This window comes from uncultured Streptococcus sp. (genome assembly GCF_963516515.1).
GTDB lineage: Bacteria > Bacillota > Bacilli > Lactobacillales > Streptococcaceae > Streptococcus.
This window is the reverse complement of the sequence record NZ_CAUQCJ010000029.1, coordinates 1-23513: the sequence shown is the minus strand read 5'-3', so window position 1 is coordinate 23513 and position 23513 is coordinate 1. Positions and strand designations below refer to the sequence as shown.

General features: G+C 37.9%; 19 protein-coding genes and 1 pseudogene. 17 read left to right on the top strand and 3 right to left on the bottom strand.

Annotated features, from left to right (window positions below):
• From RYL77_RS06665 to RYL77_RS06620, 10 genes and pseudogenes are all read left to right on the top strand, one after another.
• Nucleotides 1-1443, top strand: a pseudogene (locus RYL77_RS06665) (hypothetical protein); the annotation flags it as partial.
• A gap of 270 nt (nt 1444-1713) precedes the next feature.
• Nucleotides 1714-2370 (top strand): response regulator transcription factor VncR, encoded by a 657-nt coding sequence (gene vncR / locus RYL77_RS06660; RefSeq protein WP_315010708.1) that lies wholly within the window; start codon nt 1714-1716, stop codon nt 2368-2370.
• Nucleotides 2367-3695, top strand: a complete 1329-nt coding sequence (vncS, locus tag RYL77_RS06655; protein ID WP_315010707.1) for a sensor histidine kinase VncS — start codon at nt 2367-2369, stop codon at nt 3693-3695. Before vncR ends, vncS begins: the two co-directional genes overlap by 4 nt.
• A 140-nt stretch (nt 3696-3835) precedes the next feature.
• A complete protein-coding gene (locus RYL77_RS06650) occupies nt 3836-4717 on the top strand; it encodes a class II fructose-bisphosphate aldolase (RefSeq protein ID WP_001018999.1) in 882 nt (293 codons plus the stop codon).
• A 128-nt stretch (nt 4718-4845) separates the two neighbouring features.
• The gene (locus RYL77_RS06645; RefSeq protein WP_315010706.1) at nt 4846-5778 is read left to right on the top strand and encodes an alpha/beta hydrolase; all 933 of its coding nucleotides are present in this window, start codon (nt 4846-4848) and stop codon (nt 5776-5778) included.
• A 366-nt stretch (nt 5779-6144) separates the two neighbouring features.
• The gene (locus RYL77_RS06640) at nt 6145-7137 is read left to right on the top strand and encodes an ATP-binding cassette domain-containing protein (RefSeq protein ID WP_315010705.1); all 993 of its coding nucleotides are present in this window, start codon (nt 6145-6147) and stop codon (nt 7135-7137) included.
• Nucleotide 7138: 1 nt separating this feature from the next.
• Entirely contained in the window at nt 7139-7957 is an 819-nt protein-coding gene (locus RYL77_RS06635) for an ABC-2 family transporter protein (RefSeq protein WP_315010704.1), read from the top strand.
• A gap of 1 nt (nt 7958) precedes the next feature.
• Nucleotides 7959-8744 carry an ABC transporter permease gene (locus RYL77_RS06630; protein ID WP_315010703.1) on the top strand — a complete coding sequence of 262 codons (786 nt, stop codon included), beginning with the start codon at nt 7959-7961 and terminating at the stop codon, nt 8742-8744.
• 734 nt (nt 8745-9478) lie between these two features.
• Nucleotides 9479-15979 carry a S8 family serine peptidase gene (locus RYL77_RS06625; RefSeq protein WP_315010702.1) on the top strand — a complete coding sequence of 2167 codons (6501 nt, stop codon included), beginning with the start codon at nt 9479-9481 and terminating at the stop codon, nt 15977-15979.
• A gap of 439 nt (nt 15980-16418) precedes the next feature.
• Nucleotides 16419-16727, top strand: a complete 309-nt coding sequence (locus RYL77_RS06620) for a hypothetical protein (RefSeq protein ID WP_315010701.1) — start codon at nt 16419-16421, stop codon at nt 16725-16727.
• Between the two features lie 81 nt (nt 16728-16808).
• Here RYL77_RS06620 and RYL77_RS06615 read toward each other — a convergent pair whose 3' ends face one another.
• The gene (locus RYL77_RS06615; protein WP_315010700.1) at nt 16809-17168 is read right to left on the bottom strand and encodes a DUF3397 domain-containing protein; all 360 of its coding nucleotides are present in this window, start codon (nt 17166-17168) and stop codon (nt 16809-16811) included.
• Between the two features lie 91 nt (nt 17169-17259).
• Here RYL77_RS06615 and RYL77_RS06610 point away from each other — a divergent pair, with 91 nt between their 5' ends.
• The 6 genes from RYL77_RS06610 to RYL77_RS06585 all read left to right on the top strand — a co-directional run bounded on the left by RYL77_RS06610 (nt 17260) and on the right by RYL77_RS06585 (nt 22367).
• The gene (locus RYL77_RS06610) at nt 17260-18216 is read left to right on the top strand and encodes a TIGR01212 family radical SAM protein (RefSeq protein WP_315010699.1); all 957 of its coding nucleotides are present in this window, start codon (nt 17260-17262) and stop codon (nt 18214-18216) included.
• Nucleotides 18200-18757, top strand: a complete 558-nt coding sequence (locus tag RYL77_RS06605) for a class I SAM-dependent methyltransferase (protein ID WP_315010698.1) — start codon at nt 18200-18202, stop codon at nt 18755-18757. Before RYL77_RS06610 ends, RYL77_RS06605 begins: the two co-directional genes overlap by 17 nt.
• Complete coding sequence (locus RYL77_RS06600; RefSeq protein WP_000361085.1) at nt 18750-19004, top strand: hypothetical protein; 255 nt, start codon at nt 18750-18752, stop codon at nt 19002-19004. The genes RYL77_RS06605 and RYL77_RS06600 overlap by 8 nt, the downstream gene beginning before the upstream one ends.
• An 11-nt stretch (nt 19005-19015) precedes the next feature.
• On the top strand, nt 19016-21070 hold the full coding sequence (locus RYL77_RS06595) for a sodium:proton antiporter (protein ID WP_315010697.1): 2055 nt from the start codon (nt 19016-19018) through the stop codon (nt 21068-21070).
• 141 nt (nt 21071-21211) lie between these two features.
• A complete protein-coding gene (locus RYL77_RS06590) occupies nt 21212-22072 on the top strand; it encodes a YihY/virulence factor BrkB family protein (protein WP_315010696.1) in 861 nt (286 codons plus the stop codon).
• A 91-nt stretch (nt 22073-22163) separates the two neighbouring features.
• Nucleotides 22164-22367: a hypothetical protein gene (locus RYL77_RS06585; protein ID WP_315010695.1), complete on the top strand. Its 204-nt coding sequence runs from the start codon at nt 22164-22166 to the stop codon at nt 22365-22367.
• An 86-nt stretch (nt 22368-22453) separates the two neighbouring features.
• On the opposite strand, the gene RYL77_RS06580 is transcribed toward RYL77_RS06585, so the two are convergent.
• Nucleotides 22454-23062: a hypothetical protein gene (locus tag RYL77_RS06580; protein WP_315010709.1), complete on the bottom strand. Its 609-nt coding sequence runs from the start codon at nt 23060-23062 to the stop codon at nt 22454-22456.
• Nucleotides 23063-23193: 131 nt separating this feature from the next.
• On the opposite strand from RYL77_RS06580, the gene RYL77_RS08990 reads away from it, so the two are divergent.
• Nucleotides 23194-23391: a hypothetical protein gene (locus RYL77_RS08990; RefSeq protein WP_399553790.1), complete on the top strand. Its 198-nt coding sequence runs from the start codon at nt 23194-23196 to the stop codon at nt 23389-23391.
• Here the strand turns inward: RYL77_RS08990 and RYL77_RS06575 are convergent.
• Nucleotides 23334-23513: hypothetical protein (locus tag RYL77_RS06575; RefSeq protein ID WP_315010694.1), on the bottom strand; the 180-nt coding region annotated here is incomplete at its 5' end. The genes RYL77_RS08990 and RYL77_RS06575 overlap by 58 nt on opposite strands.

Below are 23513 nucleotides of genomic sequence, written 5' to 3'. Positions count from 1 at the left end.
GAACCAGCAACGACTGAACCAAAAACAGAAGAACTGGCGGCAACAACACCGAAGGCGGACGAACCAGCAACGACTGAACCAAAAACGGACGAACCAGCCGGCACAACACCGAAGGCGGACGAACCAGCAACGACTGAACCAAAAACAGAAGAACTGGCGGCAACAACACCGAAGGCAGAGGAACCAGCGACACCGGCGCCAAAAGTTGAAGAACCATCGGCAACAACACCGAAGGCGGAAGAGCCAGCAGGAACTGAACCAAAAACGGAAGAACCGGCGGCAACAACACCGAAGGCAGAAAATTCATCTGAAGAAGTAGCACCTAAAGATGAAAAACTTGAGGGAGCGAAAAAAGATGGACAAGATATTATTGAAGGAATTGCATCTTCAAAACTTAGTGAAATAGAAAAAGTTAAAGATGAAGCAGAAAAAACAAAATTAAAAGAAAAATTAAATGGATTAAAAGAAGAAGCATTAGCGACAATAAATAATGCTAAAGATTACGATGCTGCTGTAGCTGCTGCGGACGAGTATCAAACAAAAATTGATGAAATTGATGTTCCAGGTGAAGAATTACCAGCACCAAACTATAATAAAGATAATTTAACAAATGGCCGTAATGAAGGAACTACTATTGACAATGGAAGTACGGTAATAGGTCATGGTTCAGGTGAAGCTACGGCAACCAGCCCAACACAGCCTGCTACTGAAGAAAGATCAACTTCAACAGCATCTCCAACACAACCTTCTTCAACTTCAGAAGGGACTTCAAGTTTTAGAAATGCTCCATCAGTTCAAGCAAGAGCAAGAAGAGTAGCACGTTCAACATCAGAACCAGATGGAACCGTAAATATTAGTTATAACTTCGCTGGAATGCCAGATATTCATGGTTTCCTATCTGACCCAGGAGAAGATAACACTGTTACAATTCCTGCTGGAACGAGTGAAGCACAGGCAAAAGAATTAGTAAAAGAAAAAATTCAAGCCAAGATAAAAGACCTAGCTGCTAGAGGGTATTATGTGAAAAATGACATTATTTTTGAACAAGATACTACTGTGAAAAATTATAACTACGTTGTCACATTCACTAAGGAGGCTACAGGAACTTCAGGTTTCAGAATGGCTCCAGCAGTTCAACCACGGGCTAGCAGAAATCGTAGAAGTCTAGAACAGCCAGCTCCTCAAAAGGTCAAAGTAAATGTATTTTATAACTTTGATCAAATGAAGGATATTGCAGGTTTCCTAGGAGATATCAATGGAACTTCTCTTGAAATTGCGGAAGGTTTATCAAATGAACAGGTGAAAGTAGCAGTTAAGAACCAAGTTGAAGCTAAGAAAGAAGAGTTGAGCAAACGTGGCTATACTTTCAAAGAGGACTATGTATATCAAGCTAATGGGAAAGATTATAATTACGTTGTAACATTTTCAAAATCAACTAAATAATTTTCAGTTCATAGAGAGTGAAATGTTTGCAGAGAGAGCGATAGGCTCTCTTTGTTTTATCTAGTGGTCGGTTTCTTAGAGACAAAAGGTCAGTAAGAGGCTATAATAGAAAATAGAGTAGGTATTTATTCTAATACTCTTCGAAAATCAAATTCAAACCACGTCAGCGTCGCCTTACCGTACTCAAGTACAGCTTGCGGCTAGCTTCCTAGTTTGCTTTTTGATTTTCATTGAGTATAAGAAAAATAAAAAATAGAGAGCAGTTAAAGTATGAAAATTTTAATTGTAGAAGATGAAGAGATGATCCGTGAGGGTGTCAGTGATTATTTGACGGATTGTAGTTATGAAACCATTGAGGCGGCGGATGGTCAGGAAGCCTTAGAAAAATTTTCCAGCTATGAAGTAGCCTTAGTTTTACTGGATATCCAGATGCCCAAGCTCAATGGTCTGGAAGTTCTAGCTGAGATTCGTAAAACCAGTCAGGTTCCTGTCTTGATGTTAACAGCCTTTCAGGATGAAGAATACAAGATGAGTGCCTTTGCCTCTCTGGCAGATGGCTATCTGGAAAAACCTTTCTCCCTATCCCTCTTAAAAGTGAGGGTAGACGCGATTTTCAAGCGCTATTATGATACGGGACGAGTCTTCTCCTATAAGGATGCCAAGGTGGACTTTGAAAGCTACAGTGCAAGCCTAGCAGGTAAAGAAGTGGCTATCAATGCTAAAGAGTTGGAAATTTTGGACTATTTGGTGAAAAATGAAGGACGAGCCTTGACTCGATCTCAGATAATCGATGCCGTCTGGAAAGCGACAGATGAGGTTCCCTTTGACCGTGTCATTGATGTCTATATCAAGGAATTGCGGAAAAAGCTGGATTTGGATTGTATCCTTACTGTGCGCAATGTTGGTTATAAATTGGAGCGAAAATGAAACGAACAGGCTTATTTACAAAAATATTTATCTATACCTTCTCGATTTTTAGTGTTCTGGTCGTATGTCTTCATTTAGCCATTTATTTTCTCTTTCCCTCGACTTATCTGAGCCATCGTCAGGAAACCATTGGTCAGAAAGCGACAGCCATTGCCCAGTCCCTAGAAGGGAAGGATAGGCAGAGCATCGAGCAAGTGTTAGACCTATATTCCCAGACTAGTGATATCAAGGGGGCCGTTAAGGGCGAGATGACAGAGGACAAGTTAGAAGTCAAGGACAGCCTTCCTTTGGATACGGAACGTCAGACAACTTCTCTTTTTATCGAGGAGCGCGAGGTGAAAACGCAAGATGGTGGCACCATGACTCTCCAGTTTCTAGCATCCATGGACCTGCAAAAGGAAGCAGAGCAAATCAGTCTCCAGTTTCTTCCCTATACATTGTTGGCATCCTTTCTGATTTCCCTCTTAGTGGCCTACATCTATGCTCGGACCATTGTTGCTCCGATTTTGGAAATCAAGCGAGTAACCCGTCGGATGATGGAACTGGATTCCCAAGTGCGATTGCGCGTGGATTCCAAGGATGAGATTGGTGATCTCAAGGAACAAATCAATAGCCTTTACCATCATCTCTTGACTGTCATTGCGGACTTGCATGACAAGAATGAAGCCATTCTTCAGCTGGAAAAGATGAAGGTCGAATTCCTACGAGGGGCTTCCCATGAATTGAAAACACCGCTGGCTAGTTTGAAAATCCTGATCGAAAACATGAAAGAAAATGTTGGTCGTTATAAGGATAGAGACCGCTATCTGGGAGTAGCCTTAGGAATTGTGGATGAGCTCAATCACCACATTCTCCAGATACTTTCTCTCTCGTCTGTGCAGGAGTTGCGAGATGATAGGGAACAAATTGACTTACACCAGATGACGCAAAGTCTGGTTAAGGATTATGCCTTATTAGCCAAGGAAAGAGAACTCCAGATAGACAATAGCTTAAGCCGTCAGCAGGTCTATCTAAATCCATCTGTCATGAAATTAATTCTTTCTAACCTCATTAGCAATGCCATTAAGCACTCTGTTCCAGGTGGCTTGGTTCGAATTGGAGAAAGAGAAGGGGAACTTTTTATCGAAAATAGCTGCAGTCCAGAAGAAAAAGAAAAACTAGCCCAGTCTTTTTCTGACAATGCTAGTCGCAAGGCCAAGGGGTATGGGATGGGGCTCTTTGTGGTTAAGAGTCTATTAGAACATGAAAAATTACCCTATCGTTTTGAGATGAAGGAGAATCGTTTGACCTTCTTCATAGCTTTTCCAAAAGTCGCCCAAGACTAGGGATAGAAAGGGTTTACATAGATGAAGCTAGAAGAAATTCAATCGAAACTGCGGGAAAAACTAGATTTTTTTGTCAAAAAGTGATAAAATGAACGATGTAAATGGGATGTCCCATAAAAATATACAGGAGGCCTGATAAAATGGCAATCGTTTCAGCAGAAAAATTTGTCCAAGCAGCTCGTGACAACGGTTATGCAGTTGGTGGATTTAACACAAACAACCTTGAGTGGACTCAAGCTATCTTGCGTGCAGCAGAAGCTAAAAAAGCTCCAGTTTTGATCCAAACTTCAATGGGTGCTGCTAAATACATGGGTGGTTACAAAGTTGCTCGCAACTTGATCGCTAACCTTGTTGAATCAATGGGTATCACTGTACCAGTAGCTATCCACCTTGACCACGGTCACTACGAAGATGCACTTGAGTGTATCGAAGTTGGTTACACTTCAATCATGTTTGACGGTTCACACCTTCCAGTTGAAGAAAACCTTAAATTGGCTAAAGAAGTTGTTGAAAAAGCACACGCTAAAGGTATCTCAGTAGAAGCTGAAGTTGGTACTATCGGTGGTGAAGAAGACGGAATCATCGGTAAAGGTGAATTGGCTCCAATCGAAGACGCTAAAGCAATGGTTGCAACTGGTATCGACTTCTTGGCAGCTGGTATCGGTAACATCCATGGTCCTTACCCAGCAAACTGGGAAGGTCTTGACCTTGATCACTTGCAAAAATTGACAGAAGCTCTTCCTGGATTCCCAATCGTATTGCACGGTGGATCAGGTATTCCTGATGAGCAAATCCAAGCAGCTATCAAACTTGGTGTTGCGAAAGTTAACGTTAACACTGAATGCCAAATCGCATTCGCTAACGCAACTCGTAAATTTGCTCGTGACTACGAAGCAAACGAAGCAGAATACGACAAGAAAAAACTCTTCGACCCACGTAAATTCTTGGCTGACGGTGTAAAAGCTATCCAAGCATCAGTTGAAGAACGTATCGACGTATTCGGTTCAGAAGGTAAAGCATAATCTAGCTGAACAGTATAGATGAAACCTGCCCATTGGGTGGGTTTTTTATGTCTGAATATATAGTGAATATATTGTAGAAGAACCAATCTTAAGTTGCTTAAAGGACTTATTTTTTGTACAATAATGCTATGAAAAAACTAAAACAATGTAGTCTTGGCTTTCTTAGTTTCATTCTTTTGTTTCTAGCAGCTACATTCATCTTTCACCGTATCAGTTTGGAAAAGGAACAAGCCTCACTGACACCTATGGGACAACAAGTTCTCGTCGATGGACATCAAATAAATGTTTACGTTGAAGGGAATGGTCCTGAGACTATAGTAGTTCTCTCAGGTGCTGGTATTGCTTCTCCTATATTGGACTTTAAAGAAGTATCGGAATCCTTTTCGAAACGGTATAAGGTAGTCATCGTGGAGCGATCAGGATATGGTTATAGTGATGATAGCAATCATTCAAGAGATGTGATGGAGGTTTTGTCTGAGACGCGTCAAGCTCTTTCACAAGAAAATGTCAAAGGTCCTTTTATCATTTTGTCTCATTCCATGGCTAGTCTTGAGAGTTTAGCTTGGCAGGAAAAATATCCTGATGAAGTGAAAACCTTGGTTGGGTTAGATTGGGCACTGCCAGCTAGTTATGAGAATTTAAAGCAAAATCAGGCCTTAATCACTGTGGCATTTTGGAGCAGCAAGATTGGTTTATTACGCTACTTCCCTGAGTCCTTCTATATAAAAAATTCAACTCTTACTGAAAATGAACGAAAACAATATAAACTTCTAGCTTATAAGCAGTTGATGTCACAAGCTATGCTAAATGAATCTCGTTTAGTAAAGGAAAATGCCAAGAAAGTTCCCTCAAACATTAATCCGAAAATTCCAGTCTTACTAATGGTTTCTAATGGTGATGGTACTAGCTTTAGCCAATCAGAATGGCAGCATGTTTCAGAGGAATTTGCAAGTGACCAGCCTAATGTTCAAGTTGTGTATGTTGATGTGCCTCATGATCTCTACCATTATCAAAGTAATGAAATAGTTTCTCAGATTGAAGATTTTTTAAAGAGTAATTGAGGGGTTAGAAATCTATTTAGGATGATGATAATAATTAAATGCTAAAGGAATAACAGTGGAATCGTGAATCTTTTTGATTAAAAAAATTCTTTTTCTTAGCCACCAGACTACTCATTGTGTGTTTTTTTGTGTGTTTCAAGGAAATGATTAAACCAGAATTTTTGATTCAAAAGTATTATTTTAAGAATGAAATCTCTAATTCCATAATCCATAGGCAAACGCTTGCATTCTAGTTTTTATTGGACTATAATAGGTTGGTATAAAGCCTTCTGTAGCAATAAAATGTAGAAGGTGTAGAAAGTAAGGATTTAGAATATTTGTAGTCAAAAATACAATGTTGCTATTCCTTGCGATAGGGAGATAGATATGGCAATGATAGAAGTGGAACATCTTCAGAAAAATTTTGTGAAGACTGTTAAGGAACCGGGATTGAAGGGGGCTTTGCGTTCTTTTATTCATCCTGAAAAGCAGACTTTTGAAGCCGTCAAGGATTTAACATTTGAAGTACCAAAAGGCCAGATTTTAGGTTTTATCGGGGCAAATGGTGCTGGGAAGTCAACCACCATCAAAATGCTGACAGGGATTTTAAAACCGACATCTGGTTTTTGTCGGATTAACGGCAAGATTCCCCAGGACAATCGTCAAGATTATGTCAAAGATATTGGTGTCGTTTTCGGACAACGCACCCAGCTATGGTGGGATTTGGCGCTACAAGAGACCTATACGGTCTTGAAGGAGATTTATGATGTACCAGACTCGCTCTTTCATAAGCGTATGGACTTTTTGAATGAAGTCTTGGATTTGAAGGACTTTATCAAGGATCCCGTGCGGACTCTTTCATTGGGACAGCGCATGCGGGCGGACATTGCAGCTTCCTTGCTCCACAATCCCAAGGTTCTCTTTTTAGATGAGCCGACCATTGGTTTGGACGTTTCGGTAAAGGACAATATTCGTCGAGCTATTACTCAGATCAATCAGGAGGAAGAAACAACCATTCTCTTGACCACTCATGATCTGAGTGATATTGAGCAACTTTGTGATCGGATTTTCATGATTGACAAGGGGCAGGAGATTTTTGATGGAACGGTGAGCCAGCTCAAGGAGACCTTTGGCAAGATGAAGACTCTTTCCTTTGAACTAGTACCGGGTCAAAGTCATCTCCTTTCTCACTATGAAGGCCTGTCTGATATGAGCATTGATAGACAAGGAAATAGCCTCAACATTGAATTCGATAGTTCCCGCTACCAGTCAGCTGACATTATCAAGCAAACCCTGTCTGATTTTGAAATTCGCGATTTGAAGATGGTGGATACAGATATCGAGGACATTATCCGCCGCTTCTATCGAAAGGAGCTCTAAGATGATCAAATTGTGGAGACGTTATAAACCCTTTATCAATGCAGGTGTTCAGGAATTGATTACCTATCGAGTCAACTTTATTCTCTATCGGATCGGAGATGTTATGGGTGCTTTTGTGGCCTTTTATCTCTGGAAGGCTGTCTTTGATTCTTCGCAAGAGTCTTTGATTCAGGGCTTTAGTATGGCAAATATCACCCTCTACATCATCATGAGTTTTGTGACAAATCTTCTGACTAGATCAGATTCGTCCTTTATGATTGGGGAGGAGGTCAAGGATGGTTCCATCATCATGCGCTTGTTGCGACCAGTGCATTTTGCGGCATCTTACCTTTTTACAGAGCTTGGCTCCAAGTGGTTGATTTTTATCTCTGTTGGCCTTCCATTTTTAAGTGTCATTGTGTTGATGAAAATCTTATCTGGGCAAGGGATTGTAGAAGTGCTGGGATTAACTGTCCTTTATCTTTTTAGCTTAACGCTGGCCTATCTGATTAACTTTTTCTTTAATATCTGTTTTGGATTTTCTGCCTTTGTGTTTAAAAATCTATGGGGTTCCAATCTACTCAAGACTTCCATAGTGGCCTTTATGTCTGGAAGTTTGATTCCCTTGGCTTTCTTTCCAAAGGTTGTTTCAGACATTCTGTCCTTCCTGCCTTTTTCATCCTTGATTTATACTCCGGTTATGATCATTGTTGGGAAATACGATGCTAATCAGATTCTTCAGGCGCTCGCTTTGCAATTCTTCTGGCTCTTAGTGATGGTGGGCTTGTCTCAGTTGATTTGGAAACGAGTCCAGTCCTTTATCACCATTCAAGGAGGTTAGTATGAAAAAATATCAACGCATGCATCTGATTTTTATCAGACAATACATCAAACAAATCATGGAATACAAGGTGGATTTTGTGGTTGGTGTGCTGGGAGTTTTTCTAACCCAAGGCTTGAACCTCTTGTTTCTCAATGTCATTTTTCAACATATCCCATCCCTAGAAGGTTGGACTTTTCAAGAAATTGCTTTTATCTATGGTTTTTCTTTGATTCCTAAGGGGCTGGACCATCTCTTTTTTGATAATCTCTGGGCTCTGGGACAGCGTTTGGTGCGAAAAGGGGAGTTTGACAAGTATCTGACACGTCCTATCAATCCTCTCTTTCACATTCTAGTCGAAACTTTTCAGATTGATGCCTTGGGTGAACTCTTGGTCGGTGGTATTTTACTGGGAACAACAGTGACCAGCATTGCTTGGACTCTTCCAAAATTCCTGATTTTTCTAGTTTGTATTCCTTTTGCGACCTTGATTTATACTTCCTTAAAAATCGCGACAGCTAGCATCGCTTTTTGGACCAAGCAGTCAGGCGCCATGATTTACATTTTCTATATGTTTAATGATTTTGCCAAGTATCCCATTTCCATTTACAATTCATCTCTTCGTTGGTTGATTAGCTTTATCGTGCCTTTTGCCTTTACGGCCTACTATCCTGCCAGCTATTTCTTGCAGGACAAGGATGTCTGCTTTAACATAGGAGGTTTGATGTTGATTTCCCTTCTTTTCTTTGGTATCTCCCTAAAACTCTGGGATAGGGGATTGGCTGCCTACGAAAGTGCAGGTTCGTAAATAATAGAATATCAAAGCCTTGTCTCAGGACAGGCTTTTTTTAATAGAGATGAAAATTTCTTGACACCTATTCTCAGAGCGCTATACTGTAAGTGTAATCGCCGATTTAGCTTATACTCTTCGAAAATCTCTTCAAACCACGTCAGCTTCGCCTTGCCTTATATATGTTACTGATTTCGTCAGTTCTATCTACAACCTAAAAGCAGTGCTTTTAGCAACCTGCGGCTAGCTTCCTAGTTTGTTCTTTGATTTTCATTGAGTATTAGTTGCTAGAGCAAGGCACTCGTAAAGCCTAGGTCACAGGTGAATATATGACTGAAGATTTGCAAAATTAGATATGTAGAAAATAGCCGTTAAGCCTAGTTCTTATCGGTTATTTACTTTGTTTAATAGTATTGTTATTGCATCAATTATGTCTGTCTTTGTGGTTCTGATAGTGTTTCAACTTGATTGCTACTATTTTTGATGGTGTGAATGTGCTGATAATGTATCTCAGTTAAGTACGAAATTTTTATATCGTTTTTAATACACATTAAAAATAAAATTAACACGTCTTAATTTTTCTTGACTTAAATTTTTTTAATTGATATACTATTTTTCAGAGAGCTAACAATTATATATAAATGTACTACTCTATTTCCTAGATAATACTTAGTAAAACTTTTTATAACAAAGGCTAGCAAAGTTAAAGTTTTCTATCTATCGGAAGTTAAATAAATATGTAAGGAATTAAAATGAAAAAAAGTACAGTATTGTCACTAACCACAGCTGCAGTTATTTTAGCAGCATATGTCCCTAATGAGGTAGTTTTAGCAGACACATCTAGCTCTGAAGATGCTGTAACTATCTCTGATAAAGAAAAAGTAGTAGGTAAACAAAAAGAAAACAAAGAAAAACATGAAGACATTCATAATGCTATAGAAACTTCAAAGGATACTGAAGAGAAGAAAACAACAGTTATTGAGGAAAAAGAAGTTGTTAGTAAAGAATCTGTGATAGACAATAAAACTAACAATGAAAAAGCAACAATCAAAAAAGAAGATTCTAATCAATACAAAGGAGATAATGCAGACTTATCTGCAAGTAAAGACACAGAAAATCCCCAAAAAGAAGATAGACTTGTCTATATTGCTGAATTTAAAGATAAAGAATCTGGAGAAAAAGCAATTAAGGAATTATCTAATCTTAAGGATACAAACGTTTTATATACTTATGATACGGTTTTTAATGGTGTTGCAATAGAAACAACTCCAGATACTCTGGACAAAATTAAACTAATAGAAGGTATTTCATCGGTTGAAAGGTCACAAAAAGTCCAACCTATGATGAATCATGCCAGAAAAGAAATTGGAGTTGAAGAGGCAATTGATTACCTAAAATCTATCAATGCTCCATTTGGGAAAAACTTTGATGGTAGAGGTATGGTCATTTCCAATATCGATACGGGGACAGATTATAGGCATAAGGCTATGAGAATCGATGATGATGCCAAAGACTCAATGAGATTTAAAAAAGAAGACTTAAAAGGTACTGATAAAAATTTCTGGTTGAGTGATAAAATTCCTCATGCTTTCAATTATTATAATGGTGGTAAAGTTACTGTAGAAAAAGCTGATGATGGAAGTGATTATTTTGATCCACATGGGATGCATATTGCTGGGATTCTTGCGGGAAATGATACTGAAAAAGATATCAAAAACTTTAACGGAATAGATGGAATTGCTCCTAATGCACAGATCTTCTCTTATAAAATGTACTCTGACGCAGGATCTGGCTTCGCAGGGGATGAAACAATGTTTCATGCTATTGAAGATTCGATCAAACACAATGTCGATGTTGTTTCGGTATCATCTGGCTTTACAGGAACAGGTCTTGTAGGTGAAAAATATTGGCAAGCTATTAGAGCGTTAAGAAAAGCAGGCATTCCAATGGTCGTAGCTACAGGTAACTATGCGACTTCTGCTTCAAGTTCTTCTTGGGATTTAGTAGCAAATAATAATCTGAAAATGACCGACACTGGAAATGTAACACGAACTGCAGCACATGAAGATGCGATAGCGGTCGCATCTGCTAAAAATCAAACAGTTGAGTTTGACAAAGTTAAGATTGGAGGAGAAAGTTTTAAATACAGAAATATAGGGGCCTTTTTCGATAAAAATAAAATTATAACAAATGAAGATGGATCAAAAGCTCCTAGTAAATTAAAATTTGTATATATAGGCAAGGGGCAAGACCAAGATTTGATAGGTTTGGATCTTAAGGGCAAAATTGCAGTAATGGATAGAATTTATACAAAGGATTTAAAAAATGCTTTTAAACGAGCAACGGATAAGGGCGCACGCGCCATTATGGTTGTAAATACTGTAAATTACTACAATAGAGATAATTGGACAGAGCTCCCAGCTATGGGATATGAGGAGGATGAAGGAACTACTAGTCAAGTTTTCTCAATTTCAGGAGATGATGGTGTAAAGTTATGGAACATGATTAACCCTGATAAAAAAACTAAAGTCAAAAGAAATAATAAGGAAGATTTTAAAGATAAATTGGAGCAATACTATCCAATTGATATGGCAAGCTATAATTCTAATAAACCGAATGTAGGTGATGAAAAAGAAATTGACTTTAAGTTTGCACCTGACACAGACAAAGAACTGTATAAAGAAGATATCATAGTTCCAGCAGGATCCACATCTTGGGGACCGAGAACAGATTTACTTTTAAAACCTGATGTTTCAGCACCTGGTAAAAACATTAAATCCACTCTCAATGTCATTAATGGGAAATCAACTTATGGTTATATGTCAGGGACTAGTATGGCAACTCCAATCGTGGCAGCTTCTACTGTTTTGATTAGACCAAAGTTAAAGGAAATGCTTGAAAGACCTGTATTGAAAAATCTTAAGGGAGATGACAAAATAGATCTTACAAGTCTTACAAAAATAGCCCTGCAAAATACTGCACGCCCTATGATGGATGCGACTTCTTGGAAAGAAAAGAGTCAATACTTTGCATCACCTAGACAACAAGGAGCAGGGCTAATTAATGTTGCCAATGCTTTGAGAAACGAAGTCTTAGCGACTTTCAAAAACACGGATTCTAAAGGTTTGGTAAACTCTTATGGTTCTATTTCTCTTAAAGAAATAAAAGGAGAAGAAAAATATTTTACAATTAAGCTTCACAATACATCAAACAGACCTTTGACCTTTAAAGTTTCAGCATCTGCTATAACTACAGATGCTCTAACTGACAGACTAAAACTGGATGAAACATATAAAGACGAAAAATCTCCAGATGGGAAGCAAATTGTTCCAGAAATTCACCCAGAAAAAATCAAAGGAGCAAATATCACATTTGAGCATGATACTTTCACTATAAGCCCAAATTCTAGCTTTGATTTAAATGCGGTTATAAACGTTGGAGAGGCTAAAAATAAAAATAAATTTGTAGAATCATTTATTCATTTTGAGTCAGTGGAAGAAATGGAAGCTCTAAACTCCAACGGGAAGAAAATAAACTTCCAACCTTCTTTATCGATGCCTCTAATGGGATTTGCTGGGAATTGGAACCACGAACCAATCCTTGATAAATGGGCCTGGGAAGAAGGTTCAAAATCAAAAACAATGGAAGGTTATGATGATGATGGTAAACCAAAAATTCCAGGAACCTTAAATAAGGGGATTGGTGGAGAACATGGTATAGATAAATTTAATCCAGCAGGAGTTATACAAAATAGAAAAGATAAAAATACAACATCCCTAGATCAAAATCCAGAATTATTTGCTTTCAATAACGAAGGGATCAACGCACCATCATCAAGTGGTTCTAATATTGCTAAAATTTATCCTTTAGATTCAAATGGAAATCCTCAAGATGCTCAACTTGAAAGAGGATTAACACCTTCTCCACTTGTATTAAGAAGTGCAGAAGAAGGAATGATTTCAATAGTAAATACAAATAAAGAGGGAGAAAATCAAATAGACTTAAAAGTCATTTCGAGAGAACACTTTGTTAAAGGAATTTTAAACTCTAAAAGAAATGATGCAAAGGGAATCAAATCTTCTAAGCTAAAAGTTTGGGGCGACTTGAAATGGGATGGACTCATCTATAACCCTAGAGGTAGAGAAGAAAATGCACCAGAGAGTAAGGATAACCAAGATCCTGCTACTAAGATAAGAGGTCAATTTGAACCGATTGCAGAAGGTCAATATTTCTATAAATTTAAATATAGATTAACTAAAGATTACCCATGGCAGGTTTCCTATATTCCTGTAAAAATTGATAACACAGCCCCTAAGATTGTTTCGGTTGATTTTTCAAATCCTGAAAAAATTAAGTTGATTACAAAGGATACTTATCATAAGGTAAAAGAGCAATACAAGAATGAAACTTTATTTGCGAGAGATCAGAAAGAACATCCTGAAAAATTTGATGAGATTGCCAACGAAGTTTGGTATGCTGGCGCCGCTCTGGTTAATGAAGATGGAGAGGTTGAGAAAAATCTTGAAGTAACTTATGCAGGTGAGGGTCAAGGAAGAAACAGAAAACTTGACAAAGACGGAAATACCATTTATGAAATTAATGGTGCAGGAGATTTAAGAGGAAAAATCATTGAAGTCATTGCATTAGATGGCTCTAGCAATTTCACAAAGATTCATAGAATTAAATTTGCTGATCATGCTGATGAAAAGGGGATGATTTCCTATTATCTAGTAGATCCTGATCAAGATTCATCTAACTACCAAAAGCTTGGCGAGATTGCAGAATCTAAATTTAAAAATTTAGAAAACGTCAAAGATGATAGTCTTGAAAAAGATACAACTGAGGTAGAACATCATCGAGAAAATGAAGAGTCTGTCGAAGAAAAATCTAGCTTGACTATCAATAAAGCCATTTCAACAATTAGAGACTTTGAAAGCAAAGACTTGAAGAAACTCATAAAAAAGAAATTTAGAGAAGCTGATGACTTTACAAGTGAAACTGGTAAGAGAATAGAGGAATACGATTATAAATACGATGATAAGGGAAATATTATTGCTTATGACGATGGTAGTGCCTTACAATATGAAACTGAAAAACTTGACGAAATCAAATCAAAAATTTATGGTGTTTTAAGTCCGTCTAAAGATGGACACTTTGAAATTCTTGGAAAGATAAGTAATGTTTCTAAAAATGCCAAGGTATACTATGGAAATAACTATAAATCTATAGAAATCAAAACGACTAAGTATGATTCCCACTCAAAAACGATGACATTTGATTTATACGCTAATATTAATGATATTGTGGATGGATTAGCTTTTGCAGGAGATATGAGATTCTTTGTTAAAGATGATAATCAGACAAAAGCTGAAACTAAAATTAGAATGCCTGAAAAAAATAAGGAAACTAAAGCAGAATATCCCTATGCATCAAGTTATGGGAATGTCATAGAATTAGGAGAAGGAGATCTTTCAAAGAATAAACCAAATAATTTAACTGAAATGGAATCTGGTAAAATCTATTCTGATTCAGAAAAACAACAATATCTATTAAAGGATAACATCATTCTAAGAAAAGGCTATGCACTAAAAGTGACTACCTATAATCCTGGAAAAACGGATATGTTAGAAGGAAATGGAGTTTATAGCCAGGAAGATATAGCAAAAATCCAAAAGGCCAATCCTAATCTAAGAGTCTTATCAGAAAAAATAATTTATGCTGATAGTAGAAATGTTGAAGATGGAAGAAGTACTCAATCAGTATTAATGTCGGCTTTGGACGGCTTTAACATTGTAAGGTATCAAGTGTTTACATTTAGAATGAATGATAAAGGGGAAGCAATCGATAAAGATGGAAATCTTGTAACAGATCCGTCTAAACTTGTATTATTTGGTAAAGATGATAAAGAGTACACTGGAGAGGATAAGTCCAATGTAGAAGCTATAAAAGAAGATGGCTCTACGTTATTTATTGATGCAAAACCAGTAAATCTTTCAATGGACAAGAACTACTTTAATCCATCTAAATTTAATAAAATTTATGTACGAAATCCAGAATTCTATTTAAGAGGTAAGATTTCTGATAAGGGTGGTTTCAACTGGGAGTTGAGAGTTAATGAATCAGTTGTAGATAATTATTTAATCTATGGAGATTTACACATTGATAACACTAGAGATTTTAACATTAAGCTTAATGTTAAAGACGGTGACATCATGGACTGGGGGATGAAAGACTATAAAGCAAACGGATTTCCAGATAAGGTAACAGATATGGATGGAAATGTTTACCTTCAAACTGGCTATAGCGATTTGAATGCGAAAGCGATTGGAGTACACTATCAATTTTTATATGATAATGTTAAACCAGAAGTAAACATTGATCCAAAAGGAAATACTAGTATCGAATATGCTAAGGGAAAATCTGTAGTCTTTAATATCAATGATAAAAGAAATAATGGATTCGATGGTGAGATTCAAGACAAACATATTTATGTAAATGGAAAAGAATATAAATCATTTGATGATATTAAACAACTAGCAGATAAGACACTAAATATTAAGATTCTTGTAAAAGATTTTGCAAGAAATACGACCGTAAAAGAATTCATTTTAAACAAAGATACGGGAGAGGTAAGCGAACTAAAACCTCATACAGTAACTGTGACCATTCAAAATGGAAAAGAAATGAGTTCAACGATAGTGTCGGAAGAAGATTTCATTTTACCTGTCTATAAGGGTGAATTAGAAGAAGGATATCAATTTGATGGTTGGGAAATTGCTGATTTCGAAGGGAAAAAAGATGCTGGTTATGTTATTAATTTATCAAAAGATACCCTTATAAAACCTGTATTCAAGAAAATAGAGGAGAAAAAGGAGGAGGAAACTAAACCTACTTTTGATGTATCCAAAAAGAAAGATAAGGTGCAAGTAGAGCATAATCAATTAGATGAAAGTCACAGAAAAGAGGATTTACAAAGAGAAAATCATTCACAAAAACCTGATTCAACTAAGGAGGTCGCAGCTACAGTTCCTGATGAAAATGATAAAAACTTTGAAAATAAGAAGAAAGTTTATCTTAATGAACCAGAGAATATAGCTAATAAACATACCAATATTGATAGTAAATCGGATACTAACAATTCTGATAGATTGCCAAAAACCGGAACAGTTAGAGAAGGTTTTACACCATTCATTGCTGGAATATTGTTTATAGTAGGGTCACTCCTTGGATTGAAGAAAAAAGATCAAGATTAGGACAAAAGCTATAGAAAAATGCTTTGTATACTGAGATGAGATAGTGTGGTGATGAAACAATTTTGTGACAATTACTATTTAATACTTAATACTTAAGTTTACATTGATAATTATACTCTTTTAGAATGTATTAATGTACTTTATTTAGATAACAAAAAATCTTCTTATTACAGATAGGAAGATTTTTTGGATTCTACTAATTTCATAAAATACTGTATTGAACTATAGAATAAAAATACTGTTGCAATAGGCAAAGTGAAGAAGCTCATTGGGCTTCTTTTCTTTTTTCTTAACTATTGAGTCACTTAGACCAAGATTGAGACCAGATAGGCAAAAGAACTTGTTCTTGAAAATGACCTCTGTTATAATGATTTTTGTAAGGAACAGGAGGCGTCACTATCAGATAAGTCAAGTTCCTAAAAAAATTGGAGATAAAGAAATGAAAAAATTATTGGGGATTGTCTTTTTACTAGCAGCAGCGACAGTATTGTATTTTGGTTCTGTAGGCTGGTCAAGTTTGGATGTCAACCTCTGGTCATTGATTCCGGTAGGGTTGTTCCTCTTTTTCACTCTAGAGAATCTTTTGAAAAAAGACTACAAGGCTAGTCTGATGTGTTTCATTATTGCCTTTATCATCGCAAATGCAATTTTGGATCTTTTGCCAATTTCAAGTGGCTTGGTCATTGGAGCAGGTGTGCTAGCTTGTGTAGGGATTGGTTACCTCTTTCCTGATAAAGAAGGAAAATAAGAATTATTAAAAAAAATATAAAGAAAAAACACTTCAATCACGGTATTTCAGTTTGATTGAGGTGTTTTTGATTTCATTTTTTTATTTCTGAGCCATCAATTCAACGATCATCTCAATATACATGACAAGGGTCAATAAGAACCCTGCACGCCAGAAGAATTTGATGAATTTAGGATAGTAAAAGCTACGTTTTTTCAAAAGGAAGAAAAAAACGAGAACAATGGCTAGGAGTGAGAGGGCTAGGCCTAGTCTAGGGAGGAAATTATGGGTAAAGGTTTTAGCTGTAATCAGGTAGTACTCAAATACCAAGACTGGAAAAGCCAAATCCGCAAAGTTTCGTCCTAGTTTTTTTAATCTAAAAAGTTTGGTTATGATAATGCAGACGACTAAGGTCAGTATCAATAATAAAATAGATGCTAATTTCATTAAAATCATACCCATATTGTATCATAAAAAATGGCTAAAGGAAACGAGAAACAGAGGAATTTATAGGAAAGTCAGGCTTTTGAGATTGTGGGTGTTTTTTGTTATAATGAAAGTTATGAAATCTTATAATACCTTGAATGATTATTATCGAAAACTATTTGGAGAAAAGACCTTTAAAGTCCCTATTGATGCGGGGTTTGACTGTCCCAATCGTGATGGGACTGTGGCTCATGGGGGCTGTACTTTTTGTACGGTTTCAGGTTCTGGAGATGCTATCGTAGCACCAGATGCGCCTATCCGTGAGCAATTTTATAAGGAAATTGACTTTATGCACCGCAAGTGGCCAGATGTTCAGAAGTATCTGGTTTATTTTCAAAATTTTACCAACACCCATGAAAAGGTGGAAGTCATCCGAGAGCGCTATGAGCAGGCTATCAACGAGCCAGGTGTAGTAGGAATCAATATCGGAACGCGACCAGACTGTTTACCAGACGAAACCATCGAATATTTAGCTGAGTTATCGGAGCGCATGCATGTGACGGTTGAATTGGGCTTGCAGACTACTTATGAAGCAACCTCTGACCTGATTAACCGTGCCCACTCTTATGAATTGTATGTGGAAACGGTCAATCGTTTGAGAAAGTATCCCAAGATTGAGATTGTTTCCCATCTGATCAATGGTTTGCCTGGTGAAAGCCATGAGATGATGGTTGAAAATGTTCGCCGCTGTGTTACGGATAACGATATTCAAGGAATTAAACTGCACTTGCTTCACCTGATGACCAATACGCGTATGCAACGGGATTACCACGAAGGACGCTTGCAACTGATGAGTCAGGACGAATATGTCAAGGTTATCTGTGATCAGCTGGAAATCATTCCCAAGCATATTGTCATCCACCGTATCACGGGAGATGCACCTAGAGATATGCTGATTGGGCCTATGTGGAGTCTCAATAAATGGGAAGTTCTCAATAGCATTGAGATGGAGATGCGACGTCGTGGAAGTGTTCAAGGATGCAAGGCTGTAAAACAGGAGTTTGAAAATGAAAAGACCACTTGAGATGGCACATGATTTTTTGGCTGAGGTAGTGACTCAGGATGATATCGTAGTAGATGCGACTATGGGAAATGGCCATGACACGCTTTTTTTAGCCAAGCTAGCCAAGCAAGTCTATGCCTTTGATATTCAGGAGCAAGCCTTGAAAAAGACGCAAGAGCGTTTGAACCAGGCTGGTTACACAAATGCCCAGTTGATTTTACAAGGTCATGAGACACTGGACCAGTTTGTGACAGAAGCCAAGGCAGGGATTTTTAATCTGGGTTATCTGCCGTCGGCTGATAAGTCAGTCATTACCCAACCTCAGACAACGATTGAAGCCTTAGAAAAGCTGTGTGCCTTACTTGTCAAAGGTGGACGAATTGCTATCATGATTTACTATGGTCATGAAGGAGGCGACCTCGAGAGGGATGCTGTCTTGGATTTTGTGAGCCAGTTGAACCAACAAGAGTATACAGCTGCTATTTACCGAACTTTAAACCAAGTCAACAACCCACCATTTTTAGTGATGATTGAGAAATTAGAGAGATATAGACATGGATAAACAATACCTACGTGAAAAGCTGGATGCCATGCGCCAGAATTTTGTCGAATCAACCCACCACGAACGAGCGGTGGGTGTGTTAGACCAAGCGCATATGAGCAAAAAAATGCTTAAAATCAAGAAAAAATTAGTTGCTCTTGAGATGGAACGGTGCCAGAGAAAAATTGAGCACAAGGATTGTTCCAAGATTGACCAAAAAATCAAAGAGCAGAAGGAGATATTTGAATCCTGTTGTAAAAAAGATTAAGGAGGACGTGCGTGGAATTACTGATTTACCTCATCCTATTTTTACTGGTTTTAATTGTCTCAAGTACAACCAATAAGCTCCTGCCCTTTTTGCCTCTCCCTTTGGTGCAAATTCTTTTGGGAATTGTGATTGGTCTCTTTTTACCCAATACCGACTTTCACCTCAATACGGAGTTGTTTTTGGCCCTGGTTATCGGGCCCTTGCTTTTCCGAGAGTCGGAAGAAGCGGATATTACGGCTATTTTAAAACACTGGCGAATCATTGTTTATCTCATATTTCCAGTGATTTTCATCTCGACCCTGAGTTTGGGTGGCTTGGCCCATCTTCTTTGGTTCAGCCTTCCCTTGACAGCTTGTTTGGCTGTTGGGGCAGCCCTTGGGCCTACGGACTTAGTGGCCTTTGCCTCTCTTTCTGAGCGCTTTAGCTTTCCAAAGCGCGTGTCCAATATCCTTAAGGGTGAAGGACTCTTGAATGATGCTTCTGGTTTGGTGGCCTTTCAGGTAGCTTTGACAGCTTGGACAACAGGAGCTTTTTCCCTTGGGCAAGCTAGTAGTTCGCTCATCTTTTCAATCCTAGGCGGTTTTTTGATTGGATTTTTAACAGCCATGACCAACCGTTTCCTCCATAGCTTCTTGCTAAGTGTGAGAGCAACGGATATTGCCAGCGAGCTTTTATTAGAATTGAGTTTGCCTCTGGTGACTTTCTTTCTGGCAGAAGAAGTCCATGTTTCAGGGATTATTGCCGTTGTAGTTGCGGGGATTTTGAAGGCAAGCCGTTTTAAGAAAATTACGCTCCTAGAAGCCCAAGTGGATACGGTGACCGAGACAGTCTGGCATACAGTGAACTTTATGCTCAACGGTTCTGTCTTTGTGATTTTAGGGATGGAGCTGGAAATGATAGCAGAACCTATCTTGACCAATCCAATCTATAATCCCTTACTTTTATTGGTATCTCTTATAGCCCTTACCTTTGTCCTCTTTGCTATTCGTTTTGTCATGATCTATGGCTATTATGCCTATAGAACCAGACGTCTCAAGAAAAAGCTAAATAAGTATATGAAGGACATGCTTCTTTTGACCTTCTCAGGTGTTAAGGGAACGGTGTCGATTGCTACGATTCTTCTGATACCAAGTAATCTAGAGCAGGAGTATCCTCTCTTGCTTTTCCTCGTCGCAGGTGTGACGCTTGTCAGCTTTTTAACAGGTCTCTTGGTCTTGCCTCATCTTTCTGATGAACAGGAAGAAAGCAAGGATTATCTCATGCATATCGCCATTTTGAATGAGGTTACTTCGGAGTTAGAAAAAGAACTTGAAACTCATAAGAATAAGCTTCCTCTCTATGCAGCTATTGACAATTATCATGGACGAATAGAAAACCTCATCCTGAGTCAAGAAAATAAAAATGCTAAGGAGGACTGGGAGACCTTGAAACTTCTCATCCTCAGTATTGAAAGTGATGGTTTGGAACAGGCCTACGGAGAAGGCAAGATGAGTGAGCGTGCCTATCGAGTTTACCAACGTTATCTGAAAAACATGGAACAAGGTATCAATCGCAAGTTTGCTTCACGCTTAACCTATTATTTCCTTGTTTCCTTGCGGATGTTACGTTTTCTCCTTCATGAGGTCTTTACCTTAGGCAAGACCTTCCGTAGTTGGAAAAATGCAGAATCACAGAAACTCAGAGCCCTTGACTATGACCAAATTGCAGAGCTCTATCTAGAAAATACAGAGATGATTATCGAAAGTCTGGAGAACCTTAAAGGGGTTTATAAGAGTTCTTTAATCAGCTTCATGCAGGATTCTCGTCTCCGAGAAACAGCTATTATTACCAGTGGTGCCTTTGTCGAACGGGTTATCAATCGCGTCAAACCCAACAATATCGATGAAATGCTGAGAGGCTATTATCTGGAGCGCAAGTTGATTTTCGAATATGAAGAGAAACGATTGATTACGACCAAGTATGCCAAGAAGTTACGACAAAATGTGAATAACTTAGAGAACTATTCCTTGAAGGAAGCTGCCAATACCCTGCCTTATGATATGGTGGAATTGGTAAGAAGAAATTAGTTAATACTCTTCGAAAATCTCTTCAAACCACGTCAGCTCTATCTGCAACCTCAAAACAGTGTTTTGAGCAACCTGCGGCTAGCTTCCTAGTTTGCTCTTTGATTTTCATTGAGTATAAGATTGTAAATAAAGGAGTGTGACATGAAGAAGTGGTGGAAAGAGCAGACAGACAAGCCTTTAGTAAAAGCTTTTTTGCATTATTATCAAGCTTCGGATAGTGAGTTGACCAGTGTCGCAGTAGCCTACTATTGGTTGATTTCGATTTTCCCCCTGCTTTTGGTGGTGGTCAATATGCTCCCCTATTTTCAGATTCCAGTTTCCAATTTTTTAAAGGTTGTCAATGAATTTTTGCCAGATACGGTTTATGATGTGGTCGCAAAGATTATTACAGAAGTACTGACCCAACCTTCAACGGGCTTATTGAGTTTTGCAGTTTTGTCAGCTCTCTGGACCTTTTCAAAATCCATGAACTTCCTGCAGAAAGCCTTTAATAAAGCCTATGGAGTGGCAAAAAATCGTGGGATGATTTCCCATCGGCTCATGAGTTTATTTGTCAGTTTCGGCTTGCAGATTCTCTTTGCCTTGGCTCTATTTTTGAGTGTTTTTGGTCGCATGCTCCTCAACCTTATCAAAAGCTACTGGCAATCGGATAGTCCTCTCTTTAATTATCTGCAAGACCTGACAGGCCCCTTGGTCTATGCCTTGATTTTTGCCATCTTGGTTATGCTTTATTATTTCCTACCCAATGTTAAGGTGCGACGCATTCGCTCTGTATTACCAGGTAGTGCCTTTGTCTTGTTGACCTTGGTCTTACTACTTAATATCTTTTCAGTCTATGTTAACAATTATGTCAATCACCTAGTGGACGTCCGTTTTTTCAGTTCCGTCGTCGTGGTGGTCATGATGTTCTGGTTTATTCTCATCGCTAAGATTTTGATTGTCGGCGCGGTGATTAATGCCAGTGTGCAGAGTTTGAAAGATCTGAATTTTAGAAAAGACTAACGAATTTTTAATTCATTACAAAACGCATAATATCAAGGTTGATGTGTACTGACCCCAAAAAGGCGGCAAAAAGCAAGCACCTGCAAGCAACGTGCCGAAATGGTCAAATCCTGATTATGTCAACGAATTAGACCCAAAAATCGTTGATATGCTAGTAGAATTTCACAAGTCACAAGGCACTTTGGAAACTCCCGAGGCGCAAGCAGAAATCGCCCAAAAACGTGAAGAAATCGAGCAAAGGAGAGCTGAGCTTGAGGATAAAAAACAAGAGCTTTTGAACTGCTTGAGCAAATAGAGTTTCGCAAGTATTATGCTTACAAATTACTTGAGCAATTAACTAAAATATAAACCCTGCCTAGATATAAAGGCAGGGTTTATATTTTAGAAATTCACGTAGGTTGTTTCGGTTTTTTCATACCCAGTATAATCTGAGTTTCTATAGTATCCAGTGATAAACTTCCATTTTCTTTGAGCAACATGGATATAAGTATTTGTTATGTAGTATGGATATGGGCTTTGTGACTCCAAGTAACTCTCATAAGCTTGCGTACCAATATATGCTCCACTAATTATGCCACTCCATGGGCCACCCACCATAGAACCTATAATAGCAAAAAACGCGGATATTCCAGTTTGAATCATGAAGTTAGCGAATGTGTTGGCTAGTTTATTCCCATGTATTGTGTTGACGTAATTCCAAACATTAGGATCGTATGATCTAAAAGATATATTTAGGTCGATTTCATTCTTTTGATAAGCCATATAGAATGACCCATTGACATAGACACCATCAGCACGTTGTTCAATAGTGTCTACACTTCCATCTGGATTGACCACCTCAAGAACTTCATCACTTAAAATATTTACTTGCGTATCTCCGAACCGCACTGATGAGCCATTCTCAAACTGAGCCTCACCAGATACAACTTTAGAGTTTGCCGATAAGCTATCATCAGCAAAAACAACAAGCGACGGGGAAATGCTAGACATACAGAAAATAGACATAACTAGCAAACACATGCATTTAAACATCTTAGACATAACGGAAACTCCTTTTTATTTTTGATTTTTTTCAACTTTTATTATACAATAAAACCAAATAAAAAGAAAGCGGTAACAATATGCTTAATGTGAAAATTTTATATATATTTTTATTTTTGATCTTTGTCGAAACTACAGGCTTGTTGTTGTTGAAAAACGGTCTTGAAAGAGGTTATTTAGATACAGGAGCTATTATCCTCGCAATTTTTTCATTTGCTTTTTACAACCTATGTTCATTCGCTTGGGTCTGCTCTACAATAAAAAACAATAAAAAATAAATAGACGTATTTTCAAAAAAAGATTGCATATTTATATAAGTAAAACGACGATTTAAATCGTCGTTTTTTTGTAGTACGACGGGCATGTCGTATATCTGAGGTGTAAGTCCTCCGTGGGCACC

Coding starts and splice junctions, on each gene's coding strand:
- RYL77_RS06615 (WP_315010700.1), bottom strand. CDS start 17,168: ATGGGTATGATTTTAATGAAATTAGCATCTATTTTATTATTGATACTG.
- vncS (WP_315010707.1), top strand. CDS start 2,367: ATGAAACGAACAGGCTTATTTACAAAAATATTTATCTATACCTTCTCG.
- RYL77_RS06630 (WP_315010703.1), top strand. CDS start 7,959: ATGAAAAAATATCAACGCATGCATCTGATTTTTATCAGACAATACATC.
- RYL77_RS06610 (WP_315010699.1), top strand. CDS start 17,260: ATGAAAGTTATGAAATCTTATAATACCTTGAATGATTATTATCGAAAA.
- RYL77_RS06650 (WP_001018999.1), top strand. CDS start 3,836: ATGGCAATCGTTTCAGCAGAAAAATTTGTCCAAGCAGCTCGTGACAAC.
- RYL77_RS06625 (WP_315010702.1), top strand. CDS start 9,479: ATGAAAAAAAGTACAGTATTGTCACTAACCACAGCTGCAGTTATTTTA.
- RYL77_RS06590 (WP_315010696.1), top strand. CDS start 21,212: ATGAAGAAGTGGTGGAAAGAGCAGACAGACAAGCCTTTAGTAAAAGCT.
- RYL77_RS08990 (WP_399553790.1), top strand. CDS start 23,194: ATGCTTAATGTGAAAATTTTATATATATTTTTATTTTTGATCTTTGTC.
- vncR (WP_315010708.1), top strand. CDS start 1,714: ATGAAAATTTTAATTGTAGAAGATGAAGAGATGATCCGTGAGGGTGTC.
- RYL77_RS06600 (WP_000361085.1), top strand. CDS start 18,750: ATGGATAAACAATACCTACGTGAAAAGCTGGATGCCATGCGCCAGAAT.
- RYL77_RS06635 (WP_315010704.1), top strand. CDS start 7,139: ATGATCAAATTGTGGAGACGTTATAAACCCTTTATCAATGCAGGTGTT.
- RYL77_RS06645 (WP_315010706.1), top strand. CDS start 4,846: ATGAAAAAACTAAAACAATGTAGTCTTGGCTTTCTTAGTTTCATTCTT.
- RYL77_RS06580 (WP_315010709.1), bottom strand. CDS start 23,062: ATGTCTAGCATTTCCCCGTCGCTTGTTGTTTTTGCTGATGATAGCTTA.
- RYL77_RS06605 (WP_315010698.1), top strand. CDS start 18,200: ATGAAAAGACCACTTGAGATGGCACATGATTTTTTGGCTGAGGTAGTG.
- RYL77_RS06620 (WP_315010701.1), top strand. CDS start 16,419: ATGAAAAAATTATTGGGGATTGTCTTTTTACTAGCAGCAGCGACAGTA.
- RYL77_RS06640 (WP_315010705.1), top strand. CDS start 6,145: ATGGCAATGATAGAAGTGGAACATCTTCAGAAAAATTTTGTGAAGACT.